14 protein-coding genes and 1 pseudogene are annotated in these 12,949 nt (G+C 66.0%); 4 read left to right on the top strand and 11 right to left on the bottom strand.

Annotation, left to right across the window (positions count from 1 at the left end):
• Positions 1–51 precede the first annotated feature (51 nt).
• The 3 genes from trmD to rpsP are packed head-to-tail and all read right to left on the bottom strand — an operon-like array spanning position 52 to position 1,822.
• Positions 52–846: a tRNA (guanosine(37)-N1)-methyltransferase TrmD gene (trmD, locus tag BLA15945_RS23395; RefSeq protein WP_043181891.1), complete on the bottom strand. Its 795-nt coding sequence runs from the start codon at positions 844–846 to the stop codon at positions 52–54.
• Position 847: 1 nt separating this feature from the next.
• On the bottom strand, positions 848–1,525 hold the full coding sequence (gene rimM / locus BLA15945_RS23390; protein ID WP_059235452.1) for a ribosome maturation factor RimM: 678 nt from the start codon (positions 1,523–1,525) through the stop codon (positions 848–850).
• A 42-nt stretch (positions 1,526–1,567) separates the two neighbouring features.
• Positions 1,568–1,822 (bottom strand): 30S ribosomal protein S16, encoded by a 255-nt coding sequence (gene rpsP / locus BLA15945_RS23385; RefSeq protein ID WP_006476550.1) that lies wholly within the window; start codon positions 1,820–1,822, stop codon positions 1,568–1,570.
• Between the two features lie 152 nt (positions 1,823–1,974).
• Here rpsP and BLA15945_RS23380 point away from each other — a divergent pair, with 152 nt between their 5' ends.
• On the top strand, positions 1,975–3,114 hold the full coding sequence (locus tag BLA15945_RS23380; RefSeq protein WP_174993473.1) for a PQQ-dependent sugar dehydrogenase: 1,140 nt from the start codon (positions 1,975–1,977) through the stop codon (positions 3,112–3,114).
• A 109-nt stretch (positions 3,115–3,223) separates the two neighbouring features.
• On the top strand, positions 3,224–3,691 hold the full coding sequence (locus tag BLA15945_RS23375; protein ID WP_059236852.1) for an NINE protein: 468 nt from the start codon (positions 3,224–3,226) through the stop codon (positions 3,689–3,691).
• Between the two features lie 51 nt (positions 3,692–3,742).
• Here BLA15945_RS23375 and BLA15945_RS23370 read toward each other — a convergent pair whose 3' ends face one another.
• Positions 3,743–4,909 (bottom strand): PA0069 family radical SAM protein, encoded by a 1,167-nt coding sequence (locus BLA15945_RS23370; RefSeq protein WP_059235456.1) that lies wholly within the window; start codon positions 4,907–4,909, stop codon positions 3,743–3,745.
• 102 nt (positions 4,910–5,011) lie between these two features.
• Positions 5,012–5,500 carry an Lrp/AsnC ligand binding domain-containing protein gene (locus BLA15945_RS23365; protein ID WP_012492860.1) on the bottom strand — a complete coding sequence of 163 codons (489 nt, stop codon included), beginning with the start codon at positions 5,498–5,500 and terminating at the stop codon, positions 5,012–5,014.
• A gap of 145 nt (positions 5,501–5,645) precedes the next feature.
• On the opposite strand from BLA15945_RS23365, the gene BLA15945_RS23360 reads away from it, so the two are divergent.
• Positions 5,646–6,932 carry a D-amino acid dehydrogenase gene (locus BLA15945_RS23360; RefSeq protein WP_059235458.1) on the top strand — a complete coding sequence of 429 codons (1,287 nt, stop codon included), beginning with the start codon at positions 5,646–5,648 and terminating at the stop codon, positions 6,930–6,932.
• A gap of 191 nt (positions 6,933–7,123) precedes the next feature.
• Here the strand turns inward: BLA15945_RS23360 and BLA15945_RS23355 are convergent.
• The 6 genes and pseudogenes from BLA15945_RS23355 to BLA15945_RS23330 all read right to left on the bottom strand — a co-directional run.
• Positions 7,124–7,231 (bottom strand): annotated as a pseudogene (locus tag BLA15945_RS23355) (acyl-CoA dehydrogenase N-terminal domain-containing protein); the annotation flags it as partial.
• 125 nt (positions 7,232–7,356) lie between these two features.
• Positions 7,357–8,292 carry an electron transfer flavoprotein subunit alpha/FixB family protein gene (locus tag BLA15945_RS23350; RefSeq protein ID WP_059235460.1) on the bottom strand — a complete coding sequence of 312 codons (936 nt, stop codon included), beginning with the start codon at positions 8,290–8,292 and terminating at the stop codon, positions 7,357–7,359.
• A 16-nt stretch (positions 8,293–8,308) separates the two neighbouring features.
• The gene (locus tag BLA15945_RS23345) at positions 8,309–9,058 is read right to left on the bottom strand and encodes an electron transfer flavoprotein subunit beta/FixA family protein (protein ID WP_174993472.1); all 750 of its coding nucleotides are present in this window, start codon (positions 9,056–9,058) and stop codon (positions 8,309–8,311) included.
• A gap of 227 nt (positions 9,059–9,285) precedes the next feature.
• Entirely contained in the window at positions 9,286–10,080 is a 795-nt protein-coding gene (locus BLA15945_RS23340; protein WP_059235463.1) for a MetQ/NlpA family ABC transporter substrate-binding protein, read from the bottom strand.
• 29 nt (positions 10,081–10,109) lie between these two features.
• The gene (locus BLA15945_RS23335) at positions 10,110–10,763 is read right to left on the bottom strand and encodes a methionine ABC transporter permease (RefSeq protein WP_059235465.1); all 654 of its coding nucleotides are present in this window, start codon (positions 10,761–10,763) and stop codon (positions 10,110–10,112) included.
• Positions 10,753–11,787 (bottom strand): methionine ABC transporter ATP-binding protein, encoded by a 1,035-nt coding sequence (locus tag BLA15945_RS23330; protein ID WP_059235467.1) that lies wholly within the window; start codon positions 11,785–11,787, stop codon positions 10,753–10,755. Before BLA15945_RS23330 ends, BLA15945_RS23335 begins: the two co-directional genes overlap by 11 nt.
• A gap of 216 nt (positions 11,788–12,003) precedes the next feature.
• On the opposite strand from BLA15945_RS23330, the gene BLA15945_RS23325 reads away from it, so the two are divergent.
• Positions 12,004–12,924: an alpha/beta hydrolase gene (locus BLA15945_RS23325; protein WP_174993471.1), complete on the top strand. Its 921-nt coding sequence runs from the start codon at positions 12,004–12,006 to the stop codon at positions 12,922–12,924.
• Positions 12,925–12,949 lie beyond the last annotated feature (25 nt).

Raw genomic sequence — 12,949 nt, 5'->3', positions numbered from 1 at the left:
GGCGCCGCGCACGCATGCACGACACCGCCAATTCCCGCTCGCGCAGCCGCCTCAGGAGGCGTTCTTCGCTTCGCGTGCGAGGTTCGCAAGCCACGCCTCGTCGGCCCGGCTCAGCAACTTCTCGCGGCGCGCCCGGACGATCAGGTCCGGCCGCTTCCGCAACGTATTCCTCAATGCTTCCTGCCGCCGCCACCGCTCGATCTCGGCATGATGCCCGCCGAGCAGCACGTCCGGCACGCGCACGCCGTCATACTCCTCGGGGCGCGTGTAGTGCGGACAATCGAGCAGGCCATCGGCGAAACTGTCCTGCACGGCCGACAGCGAATCGTTCAGCACGCCGGGCAGCAGCCGCACGACCGCATCCATCATCGCCATCGCCGGCAGTTCGCCGCCCGACAGCACGAAATCGCCGAGGCTGATTTCCTCGTCGACGCACCGGTCGAGCAGACGCTGGTCGATCGCTTCATAGCGGCCGCACAGCACGACGACACCTGGCTCCTGCGCCATCCGCACCGCACGATCGTGCGTGAGCGGCGCGCCCTGCGGCGACATCATCACGACGCGCGTGCTCGCGATGCCCTGCTCCGCCTGCGCCGCTTTCGCGGCATCGATCGCAGCTTCGAGCGGCCTGGCCAGCATCACCATGCCCGGACCGCCGCCGTACGGACGATCGTCGACCGTGCGGTAGTTGTCCGTCGTGAAATCACGCGGGTTCCAGGTGCGCAGCCCGAAGCGCCCTTGCTTGACGGCCCGGCTGGTGATTCCCCAGTCGGTCAGCGCGCGAAACATCTCGGGAAAGAGCGTGACGACGTCGAACTGCACCGCGCTCTCGGTAACCTGGTTCATTTCAGTAATCGGCTTCCCAGTCGACGACGATACGACGCGCCGCCTGATCCACCGTTTTGACGTATACGCCGACAAACGGAATCAACCGCTCGTCGGTGGTCGGCTGACCGTCTTTGCCGGTCGCCGGATACTCGACACGCATGATCGAATGCACGCCGTTGTCGATCATCCCGCTCACCTTCCCGAGCGCCACCGATTGCTCGTTGACGACTTCGAGACCAATCAGGTCGACCCAATAGAATTCGTCCGCGGCCAGTGCCGGGAAATCCTCCCGGCGCACGAACACGCGAAAGCCGCGCATGGCAAGCGCAGCATCGCGGTCGCTGACGCCCGCGGGTTGCGCAACGACAGTGTCGCTGTGCGTCTTCGACTGCATGATGCGGACGGAAAGCCGCTCCGCACCGCGCTCCAGCCACCAGCGACGCGCGTTGAGCAGCGCATCGCCACCGCGACCGGCATCGGCATGTGTCGCCACCTTGACCCAGCCCTTCAGGCCGTAGGCGTCGACGACCGCCCCGACCTCGACGGCATCGTCGGGCCAGGCTTGCGTCGTATCGAGACTACCTTGCTCGGCAGCCTCACCGGCGTTCGCGACAGCGTCGCGCTCGACCGGCTTGCGGACGAATGCGCCGAATGACGCACGCCCGCGCCTTGCATTACCGGAATCGTGACCCGCCATCAATGCACCTCACAGCCGGCACGACCGGCACACCGTGCCATGTTAGGCAGCCGGTTGCGCCTTTTGCGCTTCCTTCACGAGACGCTGGACGGTCGGCGACAGTTGCGCGCCAACGCCTTGCCAGTACGTCAGGCGATCCTGAGCGATACGCAGCGATTCGCCCTTCGTGGCGACCGGGTTGTAGAAGCCGACGCGCTCGATGAAGCGGCCGTCACGACGGTTACGCGAATCGGTAGCAACGATGTTGTAGAACGGGCGCTTCTTCGAGCCGCCACGAGCCAGACGGATGATAACCATATGATGTCCTTCGGAAAACCGGGTTCGAAACTACTGAAACACGCGATTATAGCCGGAAACCAGAGGTACAACAAACACTTACGCGCAAAAAATCCGCGGTCGGCCTGTCGGGCGGGCATACAATCGTCGTGTCCTGGACGTTTCCCACCGTCATGCCGTCCCTTCGCGCCGCCTCGACGCGCCGCGCGCAGCTCCGTCTCACGGCGCTGCTCGCCGGCCTTGCCTGCCTCGCGTCCGCACCGGTGTTTGCCGCGCCGTTGCCGGTGAGCGAACTCGTCGTACCGCCCGGCTTCCACGTCGAAGTCCTGACCGACGCGGTACCGGCCGCGCGCGAAATGGCGTGGTCGCCGCGCGGCATCCTGTATGTCGGCACGCGGGAAGGACGCGTCCATGCATTCGTGATGCAAGAGGGCCGGATCGGTGCGCGTTACGTGATCGCTTCCGGGCTCGACATGCCGGTCGGCGTTGCCTACCGCGATGGCGCCCTCTATATATCCGCCGTGTCGCGCATCCTGCGCCTCGATCATATCGACGACCGGCTCGCCAAACCGCCCGCCCCGGTCGTCGTGACCGACGCGCTGCCGACCGAACACCATCACGGCTGGAAATTCATCGCGTTCGGCCCCGACGGCAAGCTTTACGTGCCGACCGGTGCGCCGTGCAACGTCTGCCTCGCCGATCGCAGCCGCTACGCAATCATCGCGCGGATGAAGGCCGACGGCAGCGGCAGCGAGGTGGTCGCCCGCGGCGTGCGCAATACGGTCGGCTTCGCGTGGCATCCCGACTCGGGCGAGCTGTGGTTCACCGACAACGGGCGCGACATGATGGGCGACGACGTACCCGACGACAAGCTGAACCGTGCGCCGCGCGCCGGCCTCGATTTCGGCTTTCCATATTGCCATGGCGGAGATACGCCCGACCCCGAATTCGGCAGCGCCGACGTCTGCCGCCGCTATGTGCCGCCCGTCTTGAAACTCGGTGCGCACGTTGCCGCGCTCGGCATGCGCTTCTATACCGGGCCGATGTTTCCGGCGTCGTATCGCAATAACGTGTTCATTGCCGAACACGGCTCGTGGAACCGCAGCACGAAGGTCGGTTACCGCGTGATGCGCGTGGTCGTATCGGCGGACGGCAGCCAGGCGCGCCAGACGCCATTCGTCACCGGCTGGCTGCGGCCCGACGGCACGGTATGGGGCCGCCCCGCCGACGTGCTGCCGCTGCCGGACGGCTCGCTGCTCGTCAGCGACGATTACGCGGGCGCGATCTACCGCGTGACCTATGCGGCACCTTGACGCAGGCAAGGGGTGACCGGGTCCGACCGGGCATCGTAGAATGCGTGCCGGGCCGCGCGCCCGCGCCGGCCCGCCGGCCGCCCATGCCAACGACAATACGCCGCCATCCATGTCCAGCAGCACCGCACCGTCCCGCCGCTTCCGCTCCAAGACGCTCACCGCCGCCCTCGCATTCCTGCTCGGATCGCTCGGCGCGCACCGCTTCTATCTGTATGGCTTCCGCGACGTGTACGGCTGGGCACACCTGCTCGCGACGATCGTCGGCATTCCGGGCTTCCTCCTGCTCGCGGCGACCCAACGCAGCGCCGGCCTCGGCTGGTGGCTCGCGGTACCCGGAGCGATCTCGCTGCTGGCGGCGTTCCTCGCCGCACTCGTCTACGGGCTGCGCCCCGACGAGAAATGGGATGCGCAGTTCAACGCGGACACCGGCAAGCACAGCAAGTCGGGCTGGACCGTGATCTTCGTCGTGATCTTCTCGCTGCTGATCGGCGCATTCCTGTTGATGACCGCCCTCGCGCTGTCGTTCCAGACGTACTTCGAATCGCAGGTCGAAGCGGCGAAGCAGCTTTCGCAGTAAGCACAACGCAGGCGGCATCCGCGGCCGACACGCGACGGCTTCGCTCGCGTGTCAGAACAGATTCAACTGCATGTCGTCGCGCGGCTGCGCGCCGGCCGAACGCACGGCAACACGCGGCGCCGGCGCGACAGCGGCCGGCGCACCGCGAAACTGCGACAGATCGAGAATGCCGTTCGTGCGCTCGTTCAGCCCCAGCCGCTTGACGGTCTGGCGGAAGCGCTGGCGCAACAGGTCGGCCCAGACCCCCTCGCCCTTCATCCGTTTCGAGAAATCCGAGTCGTAATCCTTGCCGCCGCGCATGTCGCGCACGCGGTTCATCACGCGCTCCGCACGATCGGGAAAATGCGCGGCGAGCCAGCTCTTGAACAGCGGCGCGACCTCCCACGGCAACCGCAGGATGATGTAGCTCGCGTACGTCGCGCCGGCTTCCGCGCAGGCCTCGAGCACGCGCTCCATGTCGGGTTCGGTCACGAACGGAATCACCGGCGCAATGCTCACGCCGACCGGCACGCCCGCGTCGCGCAGCGCGCGGATCGTGCGCAGCCGTCGCGCCGGCGTGGCCGCACGCGGCTCGAGCGTCCGCGCGAGATCCGCATCGAGCGTCGTGATCGTGACCGCCGCCATCACCTGCCCGCGCTCGGCCATCGGTGCGAGCAGGTCGAGATCGCGCTCGATCAGCGACGATTTCGTGATCGCCGCGAACGGCAGCCCGCGATCGTGCATTACCTGGATCACGCTGCGCGTGATGCGCAGGTCGCGTTCGACCGGCTGGTAAGCGTCGGTATTGACGCCGAGCGCGATCGGCTCCGGCACGTAGCGCTTGCGCGAAATTTCGCGCTCGAGCAGTTCGGCCGCGTTGACCTTCGCGTAGATGCGGCTTTCGAAATCGAGCCCCGGCGACAGGCCGAGATAGCTGTGTGTCGGCCGCGCGAAGCAGTAGATACAACCGTGTTCGCAGCCGCGATACGGATTGAGCGACACGCTGAACGGGATATCGGGCGACTGGTTGTGCGTCAGGATGCTCTTCGCCCGCTCCTCGAATACCTGCGTGCGCAGCGGCGCGGCGAAATCGTCGTCGCCGGACTCGTGCGTCCAGCCGTCGTCGACCGCTTCGCGCTGCGCGATTTCATACCGCCCCTGCAGGTTGTCGACCGCGCCGCGCCCCTTGCGGGGCACCGGCGGCGCTATCGGAAATTCATTGTCGGACCGATCGTCCATGTGCCCACCCCTTCGCCTGCACCCAATACTGTACATTTATACAGTATTGGGTGCGGCATGCCAAGGGCGGGATAAGGGGCCCGACAACAGGCCGCCGGCACGTCACTCGCCGACGGCAATCGTCAGCGTCTCCTTGATTTCTTCCATCACGACATAGCTCTTCGACTGCACCGCACCGGGCAGCTGCAACAGGATGTCGCCGAGCAGCTTCCGGTAGTCGGCCATCTCGCCGATCCGCGCCTTGATCAGGTAGTCGAAGTCGCCGGACACGAGATGGCACTCGAGCACCTCGTCGATCTTCATCACTTCCCGGCGGAATTGCTCGAACATGTTGCCGCCCTTGTGGCCGAGCGTGATCTCGACGAACACCAGCAGCGCGGCGCCCAGCTGGCCCGGGTCGACCCGCGCGTGATAGCCGGTGATCACGCCGTCGCGCTCCATGCGCCGCACACGCTCGATGCACGGCGTGACGGTCAGTCCGACCTGTTCCGCGAGGTCTTTCATCGCCATCCGGCCGTCGTCCTGGAGCAGTTTCAGGATGCGCCGGTCGAGCTTGTCGAGCGAGCGTACTGGCTGACGTTGCGTTCTCATTTTTTTATGCTGAAAACCTGAAAAATACGATAACAAAACCTGCACATTCGACAATACCATAGCGCAAAAAACTAGATCAGCTAGAGGTTACACGGAGCCGCACATGCGCCCGGCCTCGACCTGGTCCCTTCCATCTGGAGCAGCTATGCGAGTCGTCATTCTGGGCAGTGGTGTGGTGGGCGTGGCAAGCGCGTATTACCTCGCGCGCGCCGGTCATGAAGTCACCGTGATCGACCGGGAAGCCGGCCCGGCGCTCGAGACGAGCTTCGCGAACGCAGGCCAGATCTCGCCCGGCTATGCCGCGCCGTGGGCCGCGCCTGGCGTGCCGCTGAAGGCCGTCAAGTGGATGTTCGAAAAGCATGCGCCGCTCGCGATCCGCCTCGACGGCACGCGTTTCCAGCTCCAGTGGATGTACCAGATGCTGCGCAACTGCACGGCCGAGCGCTATGCGGTCAACAAGGGCCGCATGGTCCGCCTCGCCGAATACAGCCGCGACTGCCTGCAGGCGCTGCGCGCCGATACCGGCATCGAGTACGAAGGCCGCACGGGCGGCACGCTGCAACTGTTCCGCACGCAGCAGCAACTCGACGGCGCGGCGAAGGACATCGCCGTGCTGCAGGAAGCGAACGTGCCGTTCGAACTGCTGTCGCCGGCCGAACTGAAGCACGCCGAACCGGCACTCGCGGCCGTCTCGCACAAGCTGACGGGCGGCCTGCGCCTGCCGGGCGACGAAACGGGCGATTGCCAGCTGTTCACGACGCGCCTCGCAGCGCTCGCCGAATCGCTCGGCGTCAAGTTCCGCTACAACACGCCGATCGATGCGCTCGCGATCGCGGGCGGCAGGATCGCCGGCGTGCAGTGCGGCAGCGAGACGGTGCGCGCGGACGCGTACGTCGTCGCGCTCGGCTCGTACTCGACGAACTTCATCTCGAACCTGATGAAGATCCCCGTCTATCCGCTGAAGGGCTATTCGATCACCGCGCCGATCGTCAACGAAGCGGCGGCGCCCGTGTCGACCGTGCTCGACGAGACCTACAAGATCGCGATCACGCGTTTCGACCAGCGCATCCGCGTCGGTGGCATGGCGGAAATCGTCGGCTTCGACAAGAAGCTGCGCGCCGCACGCCGCGAAACGCTCGAAATGTGCGTGAACGACCTGTTCCCGGGCGGTGGCGACACGTCGAAGGCCACGTTCTGGACGGGCCTGCGCCCGATGACGCCGGACGGCACGCCGATCGTCGGCCGCACGCCGGTGTCGAACCTGTTCCTGAACACCGGCCACGGCACGCTCGGCTGGACGATGTCGTGCGGCTCGGGCCAGCTGCTCGCCGACCTGATCTCGGGCAAGATGCCTGCGATCCAGGCCGACGACCTGTCGGTGCATCGCTACCTGAAGGACGTGGCCGGCCAGACGCGCCCCGCCTACGCCTGAGCCGCGACGGCCTGCCGCCACGCGGGCCGGTCGGCGACAAAAAGAAAGGCGCCCCTCGGGGCGCCTTTTTCATTGCGTCGAGAGCGTTGCGCGCGGTCAGAACGGGGCGTCCGTCAACGCGAGCCCGCTCGCGTTGCCCTTCGCATTGACGATCGACGTCCCGAGCGAGCCGGCACCTCGCCGCAGACCTACGCGGACTCGCCGAGCACGGCCTGCGCCGTGTCGTAGCCGGCATCCTCGAAACCCGGCGACGGCGCAACGGCGTCGATGCCCGCGAGTTCCTTCAACACGAACAGCATGCTCGTGACCGGTGCGACATCACCCCTGGTGCGCCTCCCTCTTCTCTCTTCCGTCGAGGGCGCAAAAAAAGGGCGCTCGTCGCGCCCCTTTTCCCGTGTACCTAACGCTGAAGCGTGATGCCGCGTCAGCCGAGCTCGCTCACGAGCTCCGGCACCAGCGCGAACAGATCGCCGACGAGGCCGTAGTCGGCCACGCTGAAGATCGGCGCTTCCGGATCCTTGTTGATCGCGACGATCACCTTCGAATCCTTCATGCCGGCCAGATGCTGGATCGCACCCGAGATGCCGACCGCGATGTACAGCTGCGGCGCGACGATCTTGCCGGTCTGGCCGACCTGGTAGTCGTTCGGCACGTAGCCGGCGTCGACTGCGGCACGCGATGCGCCCAGTGCTGCCGACAGCTTGTCGGCCAGCGGCTCCAGCACCTTCGTGTAGTTCTCGCCGCTGCCCAGACCGCGGCCGCCCGACACGATGATCTTCGCGCTCGTCAGTTCCGGACGGTCCAGCTTCGTCACTTCACGGCTCACGAACTGCGACTTGCCTGCATCGGCCGCTGCTTCGATCTTCTCGACCGCCGCGCTGCCGCCTTCGGCCGCCACCGGATCGAAACCCGTCGCGCGCACCGTGATGACCTTGATCGGGTCGCTCGACTGCACCGTCGCGATCGCGTTGCCGGCGTAGATCGGGCGCTCGAACGTGTCGGCACTGTCAACAGCCGTGATGTCCGAGATCTGCGCGACGTCCAGCTTCGCGGCGATACGCGGTGCAATGTTCTTGCCGTAGGCGGTCGCCGGCGCGAGGATGTGCGAGTAGTCCTTCGCAATGTTCAGCGCGGTCGCTTCGACGTTTTCCGCCAGACCCGCTTCGAGCTGCGGCGCATCGGCCAGCAGCACCTTCGACACACCTGCGATCTTCGCTGCCGCGTCTGCCGCTGCTTGCGCGTTGTGGCCCGCGACCAGCACGTGAATATCGCCACCGATCTTCGCTGCCGCCGCCACCGTGTTCAACGTCGCGGCCTTGACCGACGCGTTGTCGTGTTCTGCAATCACCAGAATCGTCATTTTCTTGCGCTCCCTCTTACAGCACCTTGGCTTCGGTCTTCAGCTTCTCGACCAGCGTCTTCACGTCCGGCACCTTCACGCCGGCTGCGCGCTTCGGCGGCTCGACCACCTTCAGCGTCTTCAGACGCGGCGCGACGTTCACGCCCAGGTCTTCCGGCTTCACGGTTTCCAGCGGCTTCTTCTTCGCCTTCATGATGTTCGGCAGCGTCACGTAACGCGGCTCGTTCAGGCGCAGATCGGTCGTGATCACCGCCGGCAGCGTCAGCGACAGCGTTTCAGCGCCGCCGTCGACTTCGCGTGCGACCGTTGCCTTACCGTCGGCCACCGTCACCTTCGACGCGAACGTCGCTTGCGGCAGGCCGGCCAGCGCGGCCAGCATCTGGCCCGTCTGGTTCGAATCGTCGTCGATCGCCTGCTTGCCGAGGATCACCAGTTGCGGCTGTTCCTTGTCGACCAGCGCCTTCAGGATCTTCGCGACGGCCAGCGGCTCGACGCTGTCGGTCGACTCGACGAGGATCGCGCGATCCGCGCCGATCGCCAGCGCCGTACGCAGCGTTTCCTGCGCTTGCGTGACGCCGACCGATACGGCGATCACTTCGGTCGCCACGCCCGCTTCCTTCAGGCGCACCGCTTCTTCAACCGCGATTTCGTCGAACGGGTTCATCGACATCTTCACGTTCGCGATGTCGACGCCCGTGTTGTCCGACTTCACGCGGACCTTCACGTTGTAATCGACCACTCTTTTCACTGGCACCAGGATTTTCATGCACACGCTCCAAAGTTACGAATACGACCAGAGGCCATTTTATAGCGAGGCCTCATGACTGCGCGGCCAAGCGGACCCAACCATCGTGGTTGTCGAGGATACCGCTTCTTGGCGACGCGCCAATGATAGCGAACGGTCGTTCTATTTTAAAAGAGAAAAAACCCGGACGCAAAGCCCGGGTTTTCGATCATCAACTCTAAACCCGCCGGGCGCCCGTGCTCTGCCCATTACCAGGCGGCAATGACCGCGCCGCCGAACTTGCCTTCGATGAACTGCTTCACGTCGGCCGAATGATAGGCCGCGACCAGTTTTGCGACCCACGGCTTGTTGCGGTCCGCCTCGCGAATCGCGAGGATGTTCGCGTACGGGCCGTTCGGGCCCTCGATCGCGATCGCGTCCTGTTTCGGTTTCAGCCCCGCTTCCATCGCGTAGTTGGTATTGATCGCGGCCGCGTCGACGTCGCCGAGCGAGCGCGGAATCTGCGCCGCATCGAGTTCGACGATCTTCAGCTTGCGGGGATTGTCGACGATATCGAGCGGCGTCGCCTTCAATCCCGCATCCGCACGCAGCTTCAGCAGCCCCTGCTTTTGCAGCAACAGCAGCGCGCGGCCGCCGTTGGTCGGATCGTTCGGCACCGCAATGCGCGCACCTGGCTTCAGCTCGGCCAGCGACTTCACGCGTTTCGAATAGATGCCCATCGGGAACGTGACGGTATCCGCGATCTTGATCAGCTTGTAGCCGCGATCCTTCACCTGCGCCTGCAGATACGGATCGTGCTGGTAGCTGTTCGCATCGAGGTCGCCCGATGCGAGCGCGGCGTTCGGCTGCACGTAATCGGAGAATTCGACGATGCGGATATCCAGGCCGCTCTTCGCCGCGACCTTCTTCACCGCTTCCATGATCTGCGCGTGCGGGCCGCCCGTCACGCCTACCTTGATGGTTTCGGCCTGCGCGTTGGCGCCCGCGAACAGCGCGGCCGCACCCAGTGCCGCCGCGAACTTCAGCATGAAGCGTCGTTGCATCGTGTCTCCCCTATCGGATCAATCTGGTCTTATTTGTGGCTCAGCCGGCGGACCAGCCAGTCGCCGAACGACTGCACGATCTGCACGAACACGATCAGGATCGCGACGACCGTCCACATCACTTCCGGCAGATAGCGCTGGTAACCGTAGCGGATCCCGAGATCGCCGAGCCCGCCGCCGCCGATCGCGCCGGCCATCGCCGAGTAGCCGACCAGCGACACGAACGTGATCGTCAGGCCCGCGACGACGCCCGGCAGCGATTCGGGCAACAGCACCTTGAAGACGATCTGCGACGTGGTCGCGCCCATCGATTGCGCGGCCTCGATCAGCCCGCGATCGACTTCACGCAGCGCCGTTTCGACGAGACGCGCAACGAACGGCGCGGCCGCGAGCGTCAGCGGCACGACCGCCGCGGCCGTGCCGATCGACGAGCCGGTGACGAGACGCGTGAACGGAATCACCGCGACCAGCAGGATGATGAACGGCGTCGAGCGGACGGCGTTCACGATGCCGCCGAGCACGCGATTTACCGCAAGGTTCTGCAGCACGCCCTGACGATCGGTCAGGTAGAGCAGCACGCCGAGCGGCAGGCCGACGAGCGCGCCGACCACTCCGGAGATGCCGACCATGATCAGCGTCTCCCAGAACGACTGCACGAACATATCGAACATCTCACTCAACATACGAAAGCTCCTCTACCACCACACCTTGCTCGCGCAGAAACGCGAGCGCCTGCCCGACCTTGCCCGGCTCGCCGCCCGCGAGCACCGCGAGCGAACCGAATGCCTGCCCCTGGATCTCGTCGATCTGGCCATGCAGGATGTTGAAATCGAGTTCGTACCGGCGGATCGTCTCCGACAGGATCGGCTGGTCGACGCCCGAGCCCGTGAATGCGAGCCGCAGCAGATGCCCGCGGCCCGTCTTCAGCCGCTCGGCCACGCGCGCCTTCAGCGCGGGCGGCAGTTCCTGCGCGATCACGTCGCCGATCAGCGCGCGCGTCACTTCGTGATGCGGCTGCAGGAACACGTCGATCACGCGGCCCTCCTCGACCACGCGCCCCGCATCGAGCACTGCAACGCGATCGCACACCTGCTTGATCACTTCCATCTGGTGCGTGATCAGCACGATCGTCAGGCCAAGCTCGCGGTTGATGCGCTTCAGCAAATCGAGGATCGAACGCGTGGTTTCGGGATCGAGCGCGGACGTCGCTTCGTCCGACAGCAGCACCTTCGGCTGGCTCGCCAGCGCGCGGGCAATGCCGACACGCTGCTTCTGCCCGCCGCTGATCTGCGACGGATAACGATCCTTCTGCGCGGACAGCCCGACGAGATCGAGCAGCGGCAGCACCGCGGCCTCGATCTCGGCGCGGCTTGCACCGGCCAGTTCCAGCGGCAGCGCGACGTTGTCGAATACCGTGCGCGACGACAGCAGGTTGAAGTGCTGGAAGATCATGCCGATCTCGCGCCGCGCTTCGCGCAGCGCGCCTGCCGGCAGCAGCATCAAATCGCGCCCGCCGACGACGACATTGCCCTCGGTCGGCCGCGTGAGCAGGTTGATGGTGCGTACGAGCGTGCTCTTGCCGGCGCCGCTTCGGCCGATGATGCCGAACACCTCGCCCTGCGGGATCGTCAGGTTGACGTTGCGCAACGCGTCGACCCAGCCGCTCGGCCCGGGGAAACGCTGCGAAAGATTGCGTAATTCGATCATGTAAACAAAACGGCGACCGGCTGGCGAGTTGGCCCGCCAGTCAGCCGCCGATGCATCTGGAATAACCGTCGATTTTACCGCAAACCCCTCATTCCCCTTAATAATCGATTTCGATCTTTTCATAACCACACGAAATTAGAGGAGTGCCGCTGGCCCGTCGCGAGAGGGCCGCGACTATGATCCGGAACACCGACCAACGAACAGGGGACACGCCAGATGACCGCCACCACCACGCCGGCCGCCGCACCCGCCACTGCAGGATCGGCGCCTACCGCGCCGCCCGCGCCGCAAATGGGCCGGCTGCGTACCGCGGACGGGCTCGAACTGGCGTCGTACCGCTGGCCGGCCGGTGGCGGCACGGCGGCGCCGCGTGCGACGATCGCGCTCGTGCACGGCCTCGCCGAGCATGCGGGCCGCTATGCCGCGCTCGCCGGGCGGCTCAATGCCGCCGGCATCGACGTGCTTGCGATCGACCTGCGCGGGCACGGCCAGTCGCCCGGCAAGCGCGTGTGGGCCGAGCGTTTCGACGGCTACCTGAACGATGCGGACGCGCTGGTCGCCGAAGCCGCACGCGGCAATACGCCGCTGTTCCTGATGGGGCACAGCATGGGCGGCGCAGTCGCGGCGCTCTACGCGATCGAACGCGCGCCGGCTCGCGGCCATGCGCTGACGGGCCTCGTACTGTCGAGCCCGGCGCTCGCGCCCGGGCGCGACGTGCCGCGCTGGATGCTCGCGGTCAGCCGCATCATCAGCCGGGCCTGGCCGACCTTCCCCGCCATCAAGATCGATGCGGCGCTGCTGTCGCGCGATCCGGCCATCGTCGCGGCCAATCGGGCCGATCCGCTCGTGCATCACGGCGCGGTGCCCGCACGCACCGGTGCGGAGATCCTCGACGCGATGACGCGCATCGAAAGCGGCCGCGGCGCGCTCCGCGTGCCGGTGCTCGTCTATCACGGCACCGAGGACAAGCTGACCGAACCCGACGGCAGCCGCGCGTTCGGCGCGCGCGTCGGCTCGCCCGATCGTACGCTGACGCTGTACGAAGGCGGTTTCCACGAAACGATGAACGATCTCGACCGCGACCGCGTGATCGACGCGCTGATCGCATGGATCCACGCGCGCGTGCCGGCGCGCTGAGTGCGCGCGGCCCGGCCGCTCGTCA

Source organism: Burkholderia arboris, from assembly GCF_902499125.1.
Taxonomy (GTDB): Bacteria; Pseudomonadota; Gammaproteobacteria; order Burkholderiales; family Burkholderiaceae; genus Burkholderia; species Burkholderia arboris.
The sequence above is the reverse complement of the archived record's forward strand: the minus strand, read 5'-3'. Positions and strand labels throughout refer to the sequence as shown.

Coding starts and splice junctions, on each gene's coding strand:
- trmD (WP_043181891.1), bottom strand. CDS start 846: ATGAACCAGGTTACCGAGAGCGCGGTGCAGTTCGACGTCGTCACGCTC.
- rimM (WP_059235452.1), bottom strand. CDS start 1,525: ATGGCGGGTCACGATTCCGGTAATGCAAGGCGCGGGCGTGCGTCATTC.
- rpsP (WP_006476550.1), bottom strand. CDS start 1,822: ATGGTTATCATCCGTCTGGCTCGTGGCGGCTCGAAGAAGCGCCCGTTC.
- BLA15945_RS23380 (WP_174993473.1), top strand. CDS start 1,975: ATGCCGTCCCTTCGCGCCGCCTCGACGCGCCGCGCGCAGCTCCGTCTC.
- BLA15945_RS23375 (WP_059236852.1), top strand. CDS start 3,224: ATGTCCAGCAGCACCGCACCGTCCCGCCGCTTCCGCTCCAAGACGCTC.
- BLA15945_RS23370 (WP_059235456.1), bottom strand. CDS start 4,909: ATGGACGATCGGTCCGACAATGAATTTCCGATAGCGCCGCCGGTGCCC.
- BLA15945_RS23365 (WP_012492860.1), bottom strand. CDS start 5,500: ATGAGAACGCAACGTCAGCCAGTACGCTCGCTCGACAAGCTCGACCGG.
- BLA15945_RS23360 (WP_059235458.1), top strand. CDS start 5,646: ATGCGAGTCGTCATTCTGGGCAGTGGTGTGGTGGGCGTGGCAAGCGCG.
- BLA15945_RS23350 (WP_059235460.1), bottom strand. CDS start 8,292: ATGACGATTCTGGTGATTGCAGAACACGACAACGCGTCGGTCAAGGCC.
- BLA15945_RS23345 (WP_174993472.1), bottom strand. CDS start 9,058: ATGAAAATCCTGGTGCCAGTGAAAAGAGTGGTCGATTACAACGTGAAG.
- BLA15945_RS23340 (WP_059235463.1), bottom strand. CDS start 10,080: ATGCAACGACGCTTCATGCTGAAGTTCGCGGCGGCACTGGGTGCGGCC.
- BLA15945_RS23335 (WP_059235465.1), bottom strand. CDS start 10,763: ATGTTGAGTGAGATGTTCGATATGTTCGTGCAGTCGTTCTGGGAGACG.
- BLA15945_RS23330 (WP_059235467.1), bottom strand. CDS start 11,787: ATGATCGAATTACGCAATCTTTCGCAGCGTTTCCCCGGGCCGAGCGGC.
- BLA15945_RS23325 (WP_174993471.1), top strand. CDS start 12,004: ATGACCGCCACCACCACGCCGGCCGCCGCACCCGCCACTGCAGGATCG.